13 protein-coding genes and 2 pseudogenes are annotated in these 16,924 nt (G+C 64.6%); 5 read left to right on the top strand and 10 right to left on the bottom strand.

Annotated elements, in window-relative coordinates:
* The 4 genes and pseudogenes from HV744_RS06585 to HV744_RS06600 all read right to left on the bottom strand — a co-directional run.
* A pseudogene (locus tag HV744_RS06585) lies at window positions 1-177 on the bottom strand (threonine ammonia-lyase, biosynthetic); the annotation flags it as partial.
* Window positions 178-597: 420 nt separating this feature from the next.
* Window positions 598-1,863 carry a virulence factor family protein gene (locus HV744_RS06590; RefSeq protein WP_175148737.1) on the bottom strand — a complete coding sequence of 422 codons (1,266 nt, stop codon included), beginning with the start codon at window positions 1,861-1,863 and terminating at the stop codon, window positions 598-600.
* Window positions 1,860-4,412 carry a bifunctional lysylphosphatidylglycerol flippase/synthetase MprF gene (gene mprF, locus HV744_RS06595; RefSeq protein ID WP_246278975.1) on the bottom strand — a complete coding sequence of 851 codons (2,553 nt, stop codon included), beginning with the start codon at window positions 4,410-4,412 and terminating at the stop codon, window positions 1,860-1,862. The genes HV744_RS06590 and mprF overlap by 4 nt, the downstream gene beginning before the upstream one ends.
* A 749-nt stretch (window positions 4,413-5,161) precedes the next feature.
* Entirely contained in the window at window positions 5,162-5,311 is a 150-nt protein-coding gene (locus tag HV744_RS06600) for a hypothetical protein (RefSeq protein ID WP_175148739.1), read from the bottom strand.
* A gap of 226 nt (window positions 5,312-5,537) precedes the next feature.
* On the opposite strand from HV744_RS06600, the gene HV744_RS06605 reads away from it, so the two are divergent.
* Window positions 5,538-6,935, top strand: a complete 1,398-nt coding sequence (locus HV744_RS06605) for an MFS transporter (protein WP_175148740.1) — start codon at window positions 5,538-5,540, stop codon at window positions 6,933-6,935.
* Between the two features lie 69 nt (window positions 6,936-7,004).
* Here the strand turns inward: HV744_RS06605 and HV744_RS06610 are convergent.
* The 3 genes and pseudogenes from HV744_RS06610 to HV744_RS06620 form a co-directional block, all read right to left on the bottom strand.
* A pseudogene (locus HV744_RS06610) lies at window positions 7,005-7,493 on the bottom strand (DUF421 domain-containing protein).
* Window positions 7,494-7,782: 289 nt separating this feature from the next.
* A complete protein-coding gene (locus HV744_RS06615) occupies window positions 7,783-9,756 on the bottom strand; it encodes a PAS domain-containing hybrid sensor histidine kinase/response regulator (RefSeq protein ID WP_175148742.1) in 1,974 nt (657 codons plus the stop codon).
* Between the two features lie 378 nt (window positions 9,757-10,134).
* Entirely contained in the window at window positions 10,135-11,184 is a 1,050-nt protein-coding gene (locus HV744_RS06620; RefSeq protein WP_175148743.1) for an NAD(P)/FAD-dependent oxidoreductase, read from the bottom strand.
* 242 nt (window positions 11,185-11,426) lie between these two features.
* Here HV744_RS06620 and HV744_RS06625 point away from each other — a divergent pair, with 242 nt between their 5' ends.
* Window positions 11,427-11,864 carry a carboxymuconolactone decarboxylase family protein gene (locus tag HV744_RS06625; RefSeq protein WP_175148744.1) on the top strand — a complete coding sequence of 146 codons (438 nt, stop codon included), beginning with the start codon at window positions 11,427-11,429 and terminating at the stop codon, window positions 11,862-11,864.
* A gap of 70 nt (window positions 11,865-11,934) precedes the next feature.
* Here the strand turns inward: HV744_RS06625 and HV744_RS06630 are convergent, their stop codons facing one another.
* Window positions 11,935-12,795, bottom strand: coding sequence for a LysR family transcriptional regulator (locus HV744_RS06630; RefSeq protein WP_175148745.1), 861 nt, complete (start codon window positions 12,793-12,795; stop codon window positions 11,935-11,937).
* A gap of 150 nt (window positions 12,796-12,945) precedes the next feature.
* On the opposite strand from HV744_RS06630, the gene HV744_RS06635 reads away from it, so the two are divergent.
* Window positions 12,946-14,346: a DHA2 family efflux MFS transporter permease subunit gene (locus HV744_RS06635; protein ID WP_175148746.1), complete on the top strand. Its 1,401-nt coding sequence runs from the start codon at window positions 12,946-12,948 to the stop codon at window positions 14,344-14,346.
* Between the two features lie 2 nt (window positions 14,347-14,348).
* Here HV744_RS06635 and HV744_RS06640 read toward each other — a convergent pair whose 3' ends face one another.
* Window positions 14,349-14,933, bottom strand: coding sequence for an SDR family NAD(P)-dependent oxidoreductase (locus tag HV744_RS06640; RefSeq protein WP_175148747.1), 585 nt, complete (start codon window positions 14,931-14,933; stop codon window positions 14,349-14,351).
* Between the two features lie 250 nt (window positions 14,934-15,183).
* On the opposite strand from HV744_RS06640, the gene HV744_RS06645 reads away from it, so the two are divergent.
* Complete coding sequence (locus HV744_RS06645) at window positions 15,184-16,113, top strand: LysR family transcriptional regulator (RefSeq protein ID WP_175148748.1); 930 nt, start codon at window positions 15,184-15,186, stop codon at window positions 16,111-16,113.
* Window positions 16,114-16,117: 4 nt separating this feature from the next.
* On the opposite strand, the gene HV744_RS06650 is transcribed toward HV744_RS06645, so the two are convergent.
* The gene (locus HV744_RS06650) at window positions 16,118-16,369 is read right to left on the bottom strand and encodes a DUF1488 family protein (RefSeq protein ID WP_175148749.1); all 252 of its coding nucleotides are present in this window, start codon (window positions 16,367-16,369) and stop codon (window positions 16,118-16,120) included.
* Window positions 16,370-16,689: 320 nt separating this feature from the next.
* On the opposite strand from HV744_RS06650, the gene HV744_RS06655 reads away from it, so the two are divergent.
* Window positions 16,690-16,869, top strand: a complete 180-nt coding sequence (locus tag HV744_RS06655; protein ID WP_175148957.1) for a hypothetical protein — start codon at window positions 16,690-16,692, stop codon at window positions 16,867-16,869.
* Window positions 16,870-16,924: the final 55 nt, after the last annotated feature.

Genomic DNA, 16,924 nt, shown 5'->3' on the forward strand with positions numbered 1-16,924 from the left:
GCGCTTCAGATAGACCGGATTGCGCAGGCGTGCCGACAGATTCGGCGCGCGTTCGAGTTCGGTCTCGCGGGCCACGTCGTAGACGCGCGCGGTCAGGATTTTTTTCAGGTAGTCGTGACGAAGCGCGACGCTGCCAGCGGTTTCGGCAGCGCGTTCGAGTTCGAGTTCGTGTAGCAGCAAGGCAAGCTCCTGTGTGGCAGGGACGAATCAGCAGAGAGTTCACCAGGAGGCAGGCAAGCGGACATAAAAAAACCCGCCTCGTGGGGCGGGTTAATGTGTCACTGCGATCCGACGCGCGCTAACCCACCATTCGATGAATGATGCTAATAATCAGCGCAATACGGATGTCGAGGCAGTTCATGCGTCCGATCTTCGTTGAGTTGGCGTGCTTTGTCAATCCTTGTTCGCTGCGTCGGGCGTCTCAGCTTGCCATCTGCGCAGCGGCGAAACACGCTCGCCACATCGCCGCCTCTGCCGCAAACAACATCGCAAACGGTGCCGCCAACCACACGCCACACTCGACACTGCTGTGCCTGCGCGACGCGCGCCCTGATCGCAACACGGGCCGCCAGCGGCGCGCGTCACGCACCGCGGCAATCAATCCTGCACGCCGCTCTGCTTCTTGAAGGCGCTGAGAATGCGCCTCTCCAGCGCGTTGTAGTCGCCGCCGAAGTGATGGTCGCCCGACGTGCGAATCACCTCGATGCCAGTCTTGGTCAGCGCGGGACACAACGTGTCCTTCTCGTCCGCACCATAGAAACACTGCACCATCGCAGGCGGCACGCGCGTCAATTCCGGCTGCACCTTCAAGGCCTTGTCACTGGCTGGCATGCCGAGCCAACCACCCACCCGGATCTGAAAATCGGCGTCGGGCGCGAAGCCGAGCAACGCGATCAACGACACCTTCGCGCGCTGCGCTTGTGGCAGGCGGTTATACGCGAACGGCATCACATCGGCGCCGAACGAATAGCCGACGAGCGCGATGTGCTGCGCGTGCCAGCGCGCTCCGTAGGTTTGCATCACGCGCGCGAGGTCGCGGCTCGTTTGCGCAGGCGGCTTCTCGCTCCAGAAGTAGCGCAGGCTGTCCCAGCCGATCACGGAGACGCCGTCTTTCTGCAACGCTTGCGCAATCGTCTTGTCGAGATCGCGCCAGCCGCCGTCGCCGGAAATAACGATCGCCATCAGGCCGTTCGGATGAGCGGCCGGTAATTCAATCAGCGGCAGATCGGAGACATCATCATCGCTCGTCGACACCGCTTGCAGATGCGGCGTGAGCAACGCGACGAGACGCGCGCGATCGGCGTTACCTGTACTCGCCTTTTCGACGAAGCCCGGCACCTTGTCGCGGATCACTGTCGGGTCCGGCGGGCACGGCCGGAAACGCGCGTCGAGCGTGCGCTCGGCATCCACCGAGACCGCGCCGGCAATCGTATTCGACGGCGCCTGTTCGAGCACGCGCATCGCGAGCGTCGCGCCCTGGCCGGTGCCCGCGACGATCGGCGCGAAATAGTAGCTCGATTGCGATTGCCGCTCGAGCTGATGGCTCAACGCTTCGGCGTCGCCGATCAGTTGATGGCAGGTTTCCTTCTTCGCGCTCAGGTTGGCCGCATAACGCGCGGTATCCACACCGACAGTCAACGCACCTGCTTTCGCAAGCGCATCGGCGCTTTGCTGGTCAGCCGCGCTCCAGCCGCCGGCTTGCGAGTAGAGCACCACGAAGCCGCGCAACGGGCCGGCCGGCTGCGTGACCGTGACGTTGCCATAACGGCCGCCGGGCACCGTGGTGGTTGCCGCGTGCGCGAACGCGCCGCAGCTCATGACGCTCGCCACGACGGCGAGCCTGAAGATCGAATGCAGTGTCATGAACGCCGGCCTCCCGCCAGCAATGACAGGTCTGCGAGCGTGAAGAACACGCCCACCGAACCCGACGCCGCGAGATAACGCGGCTCCCAATGCGGCTGGAACTTGCTCTTGAAAGCACGCAGTCCGCGGAAGTTATAGAAGCGGCCGCCGAAGCGCCACACGATGCCGGCCAGCCGATGCCAGCGCGACGCGAGCGGCGTCGGCTGCATGCCTGAGAGCGGCGCGATGCCGAGACTGAGCGAGCGGAACCCCGCCTGCTTCAGATGCAGCGCCAGTTGTGTGAACAGATATTCCATTGCGTACGGCGACGCGCTTTCCACGTGCCGCATCACGCCGACTGTCGCTTCAGTGTTCATATCGGTCGTCATGAAGGTGACGAACGCGGCCGGTTCGCCGTTCTGGCGCACCAGCATCACTGATTGCGCGGCCAGGTATTCGTCGGTGAACGCTGCCACCGAGAAGCTCTTCTCGCGCGCGTCGCGGCTGTCGAGCCAGCCGTCGGAAATCCCGCGCAGCGTCTCGAGCGACGCCGGCACGTTCGCCTGATCGATCACTTCGACGGTGAAGCCATCGCGCTCGCCGCGCTTGAGCGCATAGCGCAGATGCGCGCGATGCGAGCCCTTGAGGTCGAAATCGTCGAGCACCACGTGCGCTTCCTCGCCGAGCTTCATCAGCGTGAGGCCGGCGTCGAGATACAGCGGCAACGCGTTGGCGCGAACCTGATAGAACGCCGCGCGCCCGCCATGCGCATGCGCGAGCGCGACGAACTTGCTGATCAGGCCAGCCCACTCCTCGCGCGGCCCCACCGGATCGTGCAGCGCGGCCCACGTGCGGCCGTTTTTCGCGTACATCAGGAACGCCTCGCGCGACTCGGAAAAGAGGAAGCTCTTGTCGCCCATCAGCGCGAGACCGGCGTCGCTGCGCTCCTGCGCGCGCACGATACGCGCCGCGTCGTGCAGATCCTCAGGCGCGGGTTTGACGAAGCGGCCCGGCGCCGGACGCAGCAATTGCCAGAACGAAAAGGTCGCCGCGAACAGGCTCGCGGCCAGCGTCGCGCGCAGCGCGCGCGGCGCGCGATCGTCGAAAGCGAATTGCCACCACAGGTCGCGCGTGTACGGCACGTCACGGAAAGCAAACAGCATCACCCACGTGGCCAGCATCAGCACCATCGCCACCGACACCAGCCAGCCCGCCGTAAAGCGCTCGGCGAACAGCGACGAATGACGGTTGAAACGCTGGCGCGTGGACAGCAGCAGCGCGATCAGCATGCCGAGCACACCCGCCTCGACAAACGCGAGACCTTTGGTCAGCGACAGCGCGAGACTCAACACCGCGAGCAACAGCGTCATCCACCAGGCGGCGTCCAGACGGCGCAGCAGACCGCGCGCGACGAACAACAGCAGCACGCCGAGCACACTGCACAGCATCTGCGAGCTTTCGAGCACCCACAGCGGCACGAGGTCGCGCAAGATGTGGATGCGTTGCCAGAACGCGGGCGTCGCGCTGGAAATCACCAGCATGCCGCCGACCACGAAGGTGACAAGGCTCAGAAACAGCGGCGCGAGCTCCGACGCGCGCTGCGCCTGGAGCAGCGGCAAACGGTCTTTCAGCGCGCGGCCTTCGAAGCCCGCGAGCAGCGCGGCCGAGACGATCAACGGGACACCGAAATAAATCGCGCGATAGGCGAGCAGCGCGGCAACCATCTGGTGCGTTTGCACGCTGCCGCTCAGCGTGAACACCATCGCCGCTTCGAACACGCCGACACCGCCCGGCGTGTGGCCGATCATGCCGAGCAGCATGGCCGCGGCGTAGACGGTGATGAAGGTCACGAAGCTCACGTTCGCATGCGGCAGCAGCGCCCACAGCGCAAGGCCCGCGGCCACCACGTCGAGGACCGCGAGGGCCACTTGCGCAAGCAGATCGCGGCGCGCCGGAATATCGAACGACAGCCACTGCCAGCGCGTGCGGATTGGCCGCGTTTCGTGGCGGCACGCGGCGGCCGCGAGCGCGAGGGCGATCAGCAGCACCAAACCGCTCCAGCGCAGCGTGAGCGGCGGCAGGTGTAGCATCGGTGCGAGCTGGCCGGCCAGCCCGACCATTCCGAGCGCCGTCATCAGCACCAGGGCGAGCGCCAGCGACACGCTGGTGAATACCGTCATGCGGCCGATCTGCGCGGGCGTGATGTTCGCGACGCCATAGACGCGCGCGCGCACGGCGCCGCCCGTCAACGCGCCGAAGCCGGTCGCGTTGCCGAGCGCGGAGCCCGCGGTCGCGCCGATCCACAGCGCCACGCGCGGCACGGCCGCGCCCAGGTAGCGCAGGCCGACGGCGTCGCGCCCGACCAGCGCCACGTAGCTGAGCGCGGTGGCGCTGAGCGCGGCGGTCCACTCGCTGGCCGTGAGTTCACGCAACTGACGCATCACCGAGCGATAGTCGACCGCTTGCGACAAATGCTGCAAGACGACCAGCAGCAATCCGCAAATCACGAGCGCGAGCACGGGCGAGAGGAGTCCCGGGTTGCCAGGCGGCTTCGAGATACGCTCGAACATCGCGCGTGGCCGGTCGAGTTTGTTGTTATGTCGATGGAACATGGTCAATGCGGGGGGCCTTGCGTGGAGCTGTCGCGCCGACGGATCGTCCATCGCTGCGTCGCCTGATTCCGGCGATTACAAAGGGATAACGGCAAAGCGTGCAAAAGGTTGACAGCGTTAGCTATTTCGCCGGGATTTAAGTTGGAGGCGGTCGAAATAAGGCGGTCGATATTGCCGATTGCGTTGCGATTGCGTTGCGATTGCGTTGCGATCGGGTTGCGATCGCTGGCGAAACCCCGCGACGCACAAGGGGCTGGAGTTTAAACGCTAATTGCGCCCGCAAATGGAGATTCGCCCCCACGTTGATCGCGTATTTTTGCCAGATTCACTTCAAAAACTGATTCGCGGCATCGAGCTTGTCACTTCGCGTGCCGTAGTCAAGGGCAATAGCACGATGAGATGTAGCGTATTTGCCGTGTGAAGCGGGGTCATTGAAGGGGAATGATGATGGCGGATCAGGATTTGGTGACGGCGGGCGTGGAGAGCGAATTGCGGTCATGCCGGCGATTCAACCGGCCGCGATTTCCGCGCCAGATAACACAGCGCCCGCCATGTAGGCGGGCGGGCTGTGGCGGGCCACGGCTGGGCGTGGCACCAATGACCAGAAGGCGGACCAGAAGGCGCGAAAGCCGCGCACTCGGCAGGTCGGCGCATTCCGGCGCCCCGCTCTGCTTTCTCAGCGAGCGTGGCGCGCAGCGCCTGTCTTCTTACAGCGGACGGCGATGAGCTTCTGCGATCACCGCGCAGTTTTGCAGGTGCAGGTTCAGCGCGTGCAGCGCCATCGCGCGCAGCTTGCCGAACAACGTGGTGCTGGCAGCGGTGGTAGCACGGGCAGCAGCGTCGGGAGCGGTGTTCATGGTGGACTCCTTTAGGGTTTATACCTAGGTAATAGCCCGATTATAGCCTTCTTATGCCGCATCGCAACAAGTATCAAAAATGTGCCTGACCTGTTGCGCCGCAGTCACAGCCGGCGGCCGCGAATCCTGAATGGGGCACCATCGGAACGTCGTCTATTAACAATCTGCACCGTACAGGTGCAATAATGACCCCTTTGCCTGCACCAGTGCGTCGCAGCACGACTTCATGACCGTCGCCCAGAAAGCTCTGATTGCGCCCCTTATCGTCGCGTGCGCGATGTTCATGGAAAGCGTCGACGCGAACGTGATCGTCACCGCGCTGCCGGCCATGGCGCGCGACTTCGGGCGCGATCCGGTCACGCTGAAAATCGCCGTGACGAGCTACGTGCTGGGGCTCGGCGTGTTCATCCCGGTGTGCGGCTGGCTGGCCGACCGCTTCGGCGCGCGCACGATCTTCCGCACCGCGATCGGCATCTTCGTGGCGGGCTCGCTGCTGTGCGCCGCGTCCAATTCGCTCGCCACCTTCACGCTCGCGCGCTTCGTACAAGGCGTCGGCGGCGCGATGATGGTGCCGGTCGGGCGGATCATCATCTTTCGCGTGGTCGACAAAGCCGACTTCATCCGCGCGATGAACTATCTGAGCGTCCCCGCGATGCTTGGCCCCGCGGCCGGCCCGCTGCTCGGCGGCTTCATCACCACCTATCTGCACTGGCGCCTGATCTTCTTCATCAACGTGCCGATCGGCATCCTCGGCATCTATCTGACCAACAAGTACATCGCCAACACGCGCGAGCCGGACCCGGGGCCGCTCGACTGGATCGGCTTCTTGCTGTCGGCGGCGGGCGCGGTGCTGCTTCTGCTCGGGTTGTCGCTGGTGGGCGGCGAACTGATTTCCAACGCCGACGCGTTCGGCATGTGCGCGAGCGGCGCCGTTCTGCTGGTGATCTACGTCGCCTACGCGCAGCGCGTCAAACTCCCGCTGCTGGACCTGCGTTTTTTCAAGGTGCCGACGTTCCAGGCCAGCGTGCTCGGCGGCTCGCTGTTTCGGATCGGCCTTGGCGCGTTGCCGTTTCTGCTGCCGCTGATGCTGCAGGAAGGCCACGGCATGAGCGCGTTCCAATCCGGCCTGATCACCTGCGCGTCCGCGGTCGGCGGCATGTTCATGCGCACGATCGCGTCGGGCGTGCTGCGCAGCTTCGGCTTTCGTTCGGTGCTGGTGGTCAACGCCGCGCTGTCGGGGCTTTCGATCGCGGCATGCGGGCTGTTTTTCCCCAGCACGCCGACGTGGATCATCTGGGTGGTCGTGCTGCTCGGCGGCTTCTTCCCCGCGCTGCAATTCACGAGTTTGAATTCGCTGACCTATGCGGAGATCGCCAGCCGCGACGTGGGGCGCGCGACGAGTCTCGGCAGCGTCGTGCAACAGATGTCGCTCGGGCTCGGCGTGACGGTCGGCGGTATCGTGCTGCAGATTTCGCGGGTGCTGCATGGGCATCCGAGCATCACGTGGTCGGATTTCTGGCCCGCGTTTCTGGTGGTCGGTCTGTGCTCGTTCGCTTCGATTCCGGTCACGCTGCGCATGCCGCGCGGCGCCGGCGAAGAAATCTCGCGCGGCGGCCGGGGCTGAGCGCCGCGCGCTTCTCACCGGCTTCTCACCGGCTTCTCACCGGCTTCTTATCCGCTTCTTACCCACTCGTCACGCGTTCTCGCGGATCACGCTCACGTCGCCATTGCGTTCGAGAATCGCCGCGGTCACGTTGTCCAGCGAGCGTGAGCCGGTTTTCTGCCGGACGCTTTCGTGAACATCGGTGCGCGTAATCAGCGGGGCATCCATTTCGCGCGCGTTGAACGCACCCACCGTTGCTGAACACCTCGCGTTCGACGCCGCCCACCAGCCGCTCGAACCCGCGCGAGCGCATGCAGGCCCACGCCAGCACGCGACGATCGCGAACGATGCGACGAGCGTCGCGACAAACGGCGACGCGCCGACAATCGCCCGGCTCAGCGTTGCACCGAGCAGAATCACCAACACCGAATCGAACGGCAAGCGTTGCCCGAACGAGCGCCGGCCCGACACTCTGATCAGCACGAGCGCGATCAGGAACACGGCGATCGAGCGCATGGCCATCTGCAATGGGTCGAGGTTTCTGCCTTCGCCGAACAGAACGAAGATCGCGTTCGCCATGTCGCCCTCCTCGCAGCCGCCGTCTTGATCTTCTGCTATCCGAATCAAATTCGTGAGCGACGTGCATTGACGCCAGCTGCATGGTCGCGCGTATCGAGCATCGTGCCTTCCTGAAACCGTTCGATCTGCCGTGCGCGGACGTTCGATAGCCGCCGCATATGCAGACAGACACCAAGCCACGTGCCGCAGGCGCTCAACGCCGGGCCTCGCCGTGGTCTTTCAGGAAAGTCGAGGTGCGCAAGCCTCCGCACCGTGCTGGCATGACAGGGAAACGCCGCCGCTTCGACGTTCAGCCGGCACCGCCGCTATCACGCCGCGCTTCCACCTGCGCGAGCAACGCATCGAACAGCGCCAGTTCCACCGGTTTCACCAGATGCGCGTGAAACCCGGCATCGCGAGTCCGCTCGCGATCGCTTGCGTGGCCGAAGCCGGTCATCGCGGCGTACATCGTATCGGCCACCTCGGGCATCTCGCGTAGTGCCGCGAGCGTCGCGTAACCGTCCATCTTCGGCATCGCAATGTCGATCACCGCAAGGTGAGGCACGAAGCGCGGCGCGATCTGCAACGCCTGCTCGCCTTCGTAGGCGATGCGCACCTCGTGGCCTTTGAGTTCGAGCAGCATCGCGAGACTGTCGGCCGAGTCGTGATTGTCGTCGACCAGCAGAATCCGCAGCGGCGCGACCTCGGGCGTGACCGCGTTCGCCTCGCCAGCCGGGGCGTCGGACAGCGTGGCGGCAAGCGGCAAACTCAGCGTGAACGTACTGCCGCATCCCGGCCCCTCGCTGCTCGCGATGATGCTGCCGCCGTGCATTTCGACCAGCGACTTGCACAACGTGAGGCCGATGCCGAGGCCGCCTTCGCCCGAATTCTGGCCTTCCTTTTCCTGCGCGAACAATTCGAAGATCTTGTCGAGCGAGCGCACCGGAATGCCGCATCCCGAGTCGCGCACTTCGACCACCGCCATCCGATAGTCGATGCGGCCCGTGATGTCGATACGGCTACCCGCCGGCGAGAACTTCGACGCATTGTGCAGCAGGTTTTGCAGCACCTGGACGAGACGGGTCATATCGCCGCGAATCGACACCGGATCGTAGGGCAGATGCGGCACGACGTGCTGCTCGTGAGCATCGGTGAAGGGCCGCGCCGCTTCGATCGCGCGCGTCACCAGCTCGCTCAGATCGACACGCGCGAGGCGCAACTCGACCTTGTCCGACATGATCCGGCCGACGTCGAGCAGATCATCGACCAGCCGTGTGAGATGGGTGACCTGACGATCGATCAGATCGCGCGAACGCGCCATGGCGGGGCTCAGCCCGGTCTCGAGCTGCATCACGCCGACAGCGTTGCGCACCGGCGCGAGCGGATTGCGCAATTCATGCGCGAGGGTCGCGAGAAACTCGCGCATGCGCTCGCCCGAGCGCTCCAGTTCTTCGCGCTGACGCCGCTCGGTCAGATCGCGCGTAACCTTGGCGAAGCCGCGCAACCGGTTCGACTCGTCATGCACCGCCGTGATGTTGACGTTGGCCCAGAAGGTCGTGCCGTCCTTGCGCACGCGCCAGCCTTCGTCTTCGACGTGACCGATCTGCCGCGCGATGGTCAGCTCGCGCGCCGGTTTGCCCGCGGCGGCATCTTCCGGCAAGTAGAACAGCGAGAAATGCCGGCCGACGATTTCGTCGCGCGTATAGCCTTTGATGCGCGCCGCGCCCGCATTCCAGCTCACCACATAGCCTTGCGGATCGAGCATGAATATCGCGTAATCCTTGACGCAATCGACCAGCAGACGGAAGCGCTCCTCGCTTTGCCGCAACGCTTCCACATACTCGCGTTGCGCGGTCAGGTCGCGCGTGATCTTGGCGAAGCCGGTAAGGATGCCCGCCTCGTTGCGGACCGCGGTAATCACGACGTTCGACCAGAACGCGGTGCCGTCCTTGCGCACACGCCAGCCTTCGTCTTCGAAGCGGCCGGTCAGCGACGCCTGCTGCAACTCATAGGCGGGCCAGCCTTGCGCCAGGGCTTCGGCGGTATAGAAACGGGAGAAGTGCTGGCCGACGATCTCCTGCTCCGTGTAGCCGTTCAGCTTCTGAGCGCCGGCGTTCCAGCTGACGACGCGCCCGCTTGCATCGAGCAGGAAGATTGCGTAGTCCTCGATCGCTTGCACGAGCGTCCAGTAATCGACGCCGGCAATCGGACTCGGGCGAGTCCCGGCCTGCCCTCGGTCAGGCTCGCCGTTGTCGCGGGCGGAAGTCACATCGAGCTGGTTCATGGCGCGCAAGTATCGGGGTTCTGGCCAAAGGATACACCGGGCATAGCCTGCTGCTTTGCCTATGGTTTCACCTGATGAGGACATTGGCGGCGGACACGCCGCTGTGTTGCCGCATGAAGGGGAAGCGATGACGCCGGGCCCCGCGCTTGCTACGTCGATTGCTGTATCGATTGCTGCATTGCTCGCACATGTCGATCGGCCATCACGAAGCGAAGAATAAGAACAAGGCCGCAAGCGCCGCAGCAGTCGCCAGCCAACCCGCCGGAAAATCGGACCTGGCCACCAGATAAAAAAAGCCGGTCGTGACGTGTCGATCACGACCAGCTGGTTCGGACGACCCGCAAAATCACACTGGACGTCGGCCTCCCGGCAATCTGCTTAGCCGGCCGCCGCGACCTTCTCCGCCAGCTTCGCGTCGTAACTGGAATGGACGTGTACGCGTTTCTTCTCGGGATACGCGTACGAATATGCCTTGCGCAGCGCCAGCGACGCCTCGTGAAAACCCGACAGTATCAGCTTCTGCTTGTTCGGATAGTTGGCGATGTCGCCGACCGCGAAGATGCCTGGCCGCGAACTCTCATAGTTGGATGTATCGACATCGACACGCCCGCCGTGAATCGTCAGCCCCCACTGCGCGATCGGCCCGAGATCCGCGACCAGTCCATACAGCGCGACGAGGTGTTCGGTCTCGAGCTGCGTCTCGCCTTCGATATGCCGCAACGTCAGCGACTTCAGCGCATCGCCTTCAACAGTCAACCCCGCAATCGCGCCGACGATGAAGTCCATCTCGCCCGCCTCGACCGCGCGCCGCATCGACGCGACGCTCGAATCGGCCGCGCTGAAACCGCTGCGCCGATGTACCAGCGTCACGCGCCGCGCGACCTTGCGCAACGCGAGCGCCCAATCGAGCGCGGAATCGCCGCCGCCGGCCACGACCACGGTCTTGCCGGCGAAATCCGCGACACGCGGCACGCTGTAGTGCACGTGGCGCGACTCCAGCGGCGCGGCTTCGGGCAGGGTCAGCTTTTGCGGCACGAATGCACCGTTGCCGGCCGCGAGCAGGATCGCCGCGACGTCGAACACGAGGCCGCGACCGGTGCAGACGGTCCAGCGTCCGTCGCCGCGCTGCTCGACCGACGCGACCCGCTGCTCGAGATGGATCGGCACGTCGAACGGTTTGCATTGCATCATCAAACGCTCGACCAGTTCGCGCGCGGTGCAGGACACAATCGCGGGGATATCGTAAATCGGCTTGTCGGGATAGAGTTCGGCGCACTGCCCGCCGACCTTGTCGAGCGCATCGACGATCTGGCACGACAGGCCGATCACGCCCGCCTCGAACGCCGCAAAAAGACCGACAGGGCCGGCGCCGACGATCAGGACGTCGGAACGGATGGGCGGCGCAAGTGGGTCAGCGGCGGGCGTCATGGGCGGTCTCTTCGAATAGGCGATGACCCACCATACCGAATCGCCGGAAGTCCGGCAACGATGCCATTACAGGCGGTAAGGGCGCTCGGCGGGCCGCCGGCGCTGGTTGTCACGACCTGAGTCAGGACCCGAAAGTGGTTACCTGAAAATAGCTGGAATCGGTCATTTTACGAATCCAGCCATGTGACTAAGCTTGACCCATCGCATCACGGAATGCGTCCAACCCGACTCAGGAGTGAATCATGGAAGCACGTCTGAACTTCTACAAAGCCAATCCCACCGCGATCAAGGCACTGATGGGCGTCGAAGAGCGCATCGGCAAATCGGCGCTCGAAAAATCGCTGACCGAACTGGTTCGCCTGCGCGCGTCGCAGATCAACGGCTGCGCGTACTGCGTCGACATGCACAGCAGCGACGCCCGCAAGGGTGGCGAAACCGAGCGGCGCCTCGCGACCGTGGTGGTGTGGCGCGAAACGCCGTTCTTCACGGACCGCGAACGCGCCGCGCTCGAATGGACCGAAGCGCTGACGCTGGTGTCGCACGAGCATGTGCCCGACGCGGTATGGAACGCGGTGCGCCCGCACTTCAGCGACGAGGAACTGGTCGACCTGACGCTGCTGGTCTCGGCGATCAACGCGTGGAACCGCTTTGCGATTTCGTTTCGCACGATGCCGGCCTGAGGGTCGCCCTGAAGGTCGGCTGGAAGATCGATCTGCCAGCCGGCCTGAACACCGCTGCTTGACGGACGCGTCATTCGCCGATCCACGAACCGCGCAGATCGCTGTCATGCAGCAGTTGCAGCAGCGTGCCGGCCGGGCGGCTGAGCCGTTTCGCCGCCAGCGCGATGAACTCCACCGACGGCAGCGTCGGCAGCCCGGCCGCGTTCAGCGGTGGCGCGAGCCCTCGCGCGGCGAGGTACTGCGGCCGCACAGTAATGCCAAGCCCGCCGCGCGCGGCCGCGATGCAGCCCGAGTGGCTGCTGCTCGTGCACACCACCTGCCAGCTGAAGCCTGCCTCGGCGAGCGCGTCGAGCACGACGGCCCGCGTCACGCTCGGCTCGGCGACCAGAATCAGCGGCAGCGGCTGGCTCAGATCGACCAGCGTGCCGGCGCGCGCCAGCCACTCCAGCCGCCCGGTGAACAACGGCACGCCGCGCCGGTCGCCGAGCCGCCGTTTGCCGACCAGCAGATCGATCGACCCCGCGTCCAGCAACTCGTACAGCTTGCCGGTCATGCCGATGGTGATCTCCAGCTCGACATCGGGATGCGCGTCACGGAACGCCGCCAGCACCGCGGGCAGCGGTCCGAGCGCGACGTCGTCCGAGGAGCCGAGGCGCACCCGCCCTTTCAGGCGCGGCGCGCGAAACTGCGACTCGGCCCGCGCGAGCGCCTGCAGAATCACGCTGGCGTGCGCGAGCATCGCCTCGCCGTCCGGCGTCATCGCCAGTGAATGGGTGTCGCGCACGAACAGCCGCCGGCCCACGCTCTCTTCGAGCCGCCGGATGTGTTCGCTGACGCTCGACTGCGTCAGGTTGAGCCGACGCCCCGCCTCGGTAAAGCTGTGGCAGGCGGCGACGGTCGCGAAGGTCTTGAGCCAGATGGGATTGAGCATGCGGCATTGTCGCGCTGCTTATCGGCAAAGTCGATAACAGTCAGCGTCCTTAGTGGGGTTCCCGATTGACGACGATGTCAATATGATGACGTAACTCCCCCATGATTGCTCCGCGCGGGCCCCAGTCAAGCCGCCCCGCCCCTGTAAAAGATGACCAAGGATTCCTCCCAGACCGCGCTGCTATGGATCGTCGCCGCCGGCTTTTTCATGCAGTCGCTCGACACGACGATCGTCAACACCGCGTTGCCGTCGATCGCCAACAGCCTGCACGTCGCGCCGCTCGCGATGCAGCCTGTCGTCGTCGCGTACACGCTGACGATGGCGATGCTCACGCCCGCGTCCGGCTGGCTCGCCGACCGCTTCGGCACGCGGCGCGTCTACTTCGTGGCGATCCTCGTGTTCGTGCTCGGCTCGATCTGCTGCGCCGGCGCGCACACGCTCGGCCAACTGGTCATTGCGCGGGTGCTGCAAGGCCTGGGCGGCTCGATGCTGCTGCCGATCGGCCGGCTCGCGGTGTTGCGCAGCGTGTCCGGCGAGCAATACGTGTCGGCGCTCGCGTTCATTTCGATTGCCGGCCAGCTCGGACCGATCGCCGGACCGACGCTCGGCGGCTGGTTCGTGCAGGCGATCACGTGGCACTGGATTTTTCTGATCAATGTGCCGATCGGCGCGGTGGGTCTGTACGCAGTGCAGCGGTTTTTGCCATCGCACGACACCATCCAGGCGCCGCCGTTCGACTTCATCGGCTGCGCGCTGCTGTCGCTGTGCATGATCGCGTTTTCGCTCGCGATCGACGCGCCGGTCGCCTCGCATCGCGCGGCCTGGTCGGCGGGGCTGTTCGCGCTCGCCGTCGCCAGCGCGCTCGCGTACATTCCGTACGCCAGATACCGGCGTGATCCGCTCTTCAAGCTGTCGCTATTCGGCGAGCCGAATTTCAGCGTCGGGCTGATCGGCAACCTGGTGTGCCGCGTCGGTTCGAGCGCGGTGCCGTTCCTCGTGCCCTTGCTGCTGCAATTGCAATTGGGCTATTCGCCACTGCACTCAGGTCTGATGATGCTGCCCGCCGCGCTCGCCGGCACGCTCGCCAAACGCTGGATCGCGCCGCTCGTGCGCCGCTACGGCTATGACACCTTCCTGCTCGTCAATACGCTGATCGTGGGCTCGGCGATCGTCGCGTTCTCGTTGATCTCGCGCGGCACGCCGCTCGTGATCGAGGTCGCGATTCTGGCCGTGTTCGGCGCGGCCAACTCGATGCAGTTCGCGGCGATGAACAGCGTCACGCTGAAGGATCTCTCGCACGAAGACGCGGGCAGCGGCAACAGCCTCTTTTCGATGGTGCAGATGCTGGCGATCGGCCTGGGCGTGTCGATCGGCGGCGGGCTGGTGAATCTGTTCTCGGCGCAATCGGGCTCGGCGGCGCTGGGGTTCCGGCTGAGCTTCGTGTGCGTCGGCGTGATTACGCTGCTGTCGGCGTGGGTGTTCCGTCATCTCGACGACCCGTCCGGCACACGCGTGGTGCGCGGGCAGGCGGCACAAAGTGCGGGCCGCTGATCTCAATCCGGCAGACGTATCCCCGAAAAAACCTCGCACGCCTGAATCAAACGCTCCTGCACGGCGACGTCGTGCAGCGCCGGATGCGTCTCGCGCGGTTTCATGTGATAGAAGTACGCGCCGCTAACGGTGGCCGCCGGCTCATCGCTGACGGCGAGCCACACCTGGGTTTTCGGCGCTGCCTGCAAATCGTCCGGCGCGCCTGCACCACCCATTTTCGTCGCGACCCAACCTGGCTCCAACGCATTCGACAACACCCCCGGCCAGCGGCGCGCGATCGCAAACGCGAGCAACGCGTCATGCAGCTTCGAGTCCGAATACGCGCCCGTACCTTGCCACGGTCGCCGTTCCCACGCCAGATCGTCGAGGCTCGCGTCGCCGCTGCGATGCAGGCCTGAGCTTAGATAGACGAGCCGCTGCGGCTTGTCGATCAGCGCGGCCTGCGCTTGCGGCACCGCCCGCAACGCCTGTTCGGCGCGCGCGGCGCTGCGCGCATGCAGCACCACCTGATGTCCGGCGTCGACGAGCAGACGTGCCGCCATCTGGCCGAGGCCATCGGCGGAACCGGTAATAAAAACACCCGACATGATGCGTTCTCCGTTGACGAGTCCAAATATGCCCGATACATAAGAGAACCGCATTCCACCGTACGTCAGGCGAGTTCGCATAGGTTAACGGCAGCGGCGTGTCTGACGCGACAGCGTGACTGTCATTGCACTCATGACACACAATCATCGATTCGTCTTGACAGGTGTCACGTCGCTACGTCAACACGTGAATTCCAACAGACTTTCGAGTTAGCATGTGGGGCATTAACGAATAACAAAGGAACCTCACATGCCATTTGACGAGCGCATGCTGAACGGCATGGGCGTGCTCACGGCGATCGTCGATTGCGGCAGTTTTGCGGCGGCCGGCGAAGCGCTCGACATGTCGCAATCCGGGGTCAGCCGTTCGGTCGCGCGGCTCGAAACGCGCCTGGGCATCCGGCTATTCGACCGCACCACGCGCTCGGTCACGCTGACCGACGAAGGCCGGCGCTTCTACGAACAGATCGTGCCGCTGCTGGGCGGTCTCGAAGAAGCCGCGGCGTCCGCCGCCCAAGGGGCGACCGCCGTGCGCGGACGCTTGCGCGTCAACATGGACCCGTTCTTTTCGCGCCTCGTGCTGGGGCCGAGGCTCGGCGGCTTCATCGACAAGCATCCCGATCTGCAGCTCGAACTGATCACGCGGGACCAGTTGGGCGATATGGTTGCCGACGGTTTCGATCTCGCGATCCGCTTCGGCGATCCGCCGGTGTCGACGCTGATCGCCCGCAAGCTGCTGGATACGCGCATTCTGACGGTGGCGGCGCCTTCGTATCTGAAGAAGCATGGACATCCGGCCAACCCGGGCGAACTCGAAGGCGGTCAGCATGTGTGCATCAAGTTTCGCGATCCGCTGACCGGCTATCCGTTTAGCTGGGAATTTCATCGCGGCCGCAAGAAGCTCGTGATTACGCCGCAAGGCCGTCTGACCGTCAACGACGTGGGCACCTTGCATAGTGCTTGCGCGGCGGGCCAGGGCGTCGCGCAGATTCTGTCGCTCGGCGCGGAGTCGTTGCTGGCTAGCGGCAAACTGGTCGAGCTGTTCCCCGAGTGGGGCGACGAAGTGTATCCGCTGTATGCGCTGTACCCGTCGCGGCATCATCCGCCGGCCAAGGTGCGGGCGTTCTTCGAGTTCATCGTTTCGCTGACAGGCGGCGCACCGCGCGAAACGGCCGCCTGAAGCATCAACCGATCGTATAGCGGTTTTGCGGGCCGGCGACGTAGATGCCGCGCGCGAGCGTGAGAATCTGTTCGCGATGCTCGTCGAACGCCGCCAGCACCGCCGGTTCGTCGGAACCCGTATTCGGGCTCAGATTCGAAATCACCGAATGGTTGACGGTGAAGGCTATTTCGCGCGCATTGTCGTAGCCCCAGAAGTTGACGCAATGGTGATACGCGTCATAGCTGCGGCTCGGGTTCGGGAAGTTGAGGGACATTTCGGACTCCCGCAGGATCGGTTTCCTTTTCCACGTTGCGCTGAATGAAGGGCGCGGTCAAGCGCTTGTTTGTAATTGTGCGGGCCGTTCGATCCGCACGCCAGCGGTTGAAGTGCGAGTTGTCGAGCGAGTTTTCCATCATCCGCAGCGGACTGGTTTCCCGGCGCTGCGCTAACAGCGCTCGCGCGAAGCATGGCGGGCCGCGCGGGCGCATGATGGACGCGTTTTTGGCGCTGCCTGCCAACACGCAAAGCATCTCAGCGCGGCATCGGGTCTGCGCCTTGCTGCACACAAGATGTCTTCCACCCAGGAGAGCAGCGATGAGCGAAACAAAGGAACACCCGAAGGACAGACCGGCCGACATCGAACACCCGCAGCCAGTCCAGCATAGCGATAACGAAAAAAGCAAGCTGCCCGAACGCCACGACGAAGGCCGCAAGCAGTCGCCCGCGGACCGTCCCGGCAAGAAACCCGGCGACGGTGAGCCGTCAGTCGGTTGAAAAAATAAGCGCGAGTCGTCGAGCGGGTTTGCTGCGTTTGAGCAGCGAATCCGCA

The sequence above is a fragment of the Paraburkholderia ultramafica genome, assembly GCF_902859915.1.
Taxonomy (GTDB): Bacteria; Pseudomonadota; Gammaproteobacteria; order Burkholderiales; family Burkholderiaceae; genus Paraburkholderia; species Paraburkholderia ultramafica.

Excerpts from the sequence above, each read along its gene's own strand:
- HV744_RS06600 (WP_175148739.1), bottom strand. The coding sequence starts at position 5,311 with ATGAACACCGCTCCCGACGCTGCTGCCCGTGCTACCACCGCTGCCAGC.
- HV744_RS06620 (WP_175148743.1), bottom strand. The coding sequence starts at position 11,184 with ATGACGCCCGCCGCTGACCCACTTGCGCCGCCCATCCGTTCCGACGTC.
- HV744_RS06650 (WP_175148749.1), bottom strand. The coding sequence starts at position 16,369 with ATGTCCCTCAACTTCCCGAACCCGAGCCGCAGCTATGACGCGTATCAC.
- HV744_RS06630 (WP_175148745.1), bottom strand. The coding sequence starts at position 12,795 with ATGCTCAATCCCATCTGGCTCAAGACCTTCGCGACCGTCGCCGCCTGC.
- HV744_RS06615 (WP_175148742.1), bottom strand. The coding sequence starts at position 9,756 with ATGAACCAGCTCGATGTGACTTCCGCCCGCGACAACGGCGAGCCTGAC.
- HV744_RS06625 (WP_175148744.1), top strand. The coding sequence starts at position 11,427 with ATGGAAGCACGTCTGAACTTCTACAAAGCCAATCCCACCGCGATCAAG.
- HV744_RS06635 (WP_175148746.1), top strand. The coding sequence starts at position 12,946 with ATGACCAAGGATTCCTCCCAGACCGCGCTGCTATGGATCGTCGCCGCC.
- HV744_RS06605 (WP_175148740.1), top strand. The coding sequence starts at position 5,538 with ATGACCGTCGCCCAGAAAGCTCTGATTGCGCCCCTTATCGTCGCGTGC.
- HV744_RS06590 (WP_175148737.1), bottom strand. The coding sequence starts at position 1,863 with ATGACACTGCATTCGATCTTCAGGCTCGCCGTCGTGGCGAGCGTCATG.
- HV744_RS06640 (WP_175148747.1), bottom strand. The coding sequence starts at position 14,933 with ATGTCGGGTGTTTTTATTACCGGTTCCGCCGATGGCCTCGGCCAGATG.
- HV744_RS06655 (WP_175148957.1), top strand. The coding sequence starts at position 16,690 with ATGAGCGAAACAAAGGAACACCCGAAGGACAGACCGGCCGACATCGAA.
- mprF (WP_246278975.1), bottom strand. The coding sequence starts at position 4,412 with ATGTTCGAGCGTATCTCGAAGCCGCCTGGCAACCCGGGACTCCTCTCG.
- HV744_RS06645 (WP_175148748.1), top strand. The coding sequence starts at position 15,184 with ATGCCATTTGACGAGCGCATGCTGAACGGCATGGGCGTGCTCACGGCG.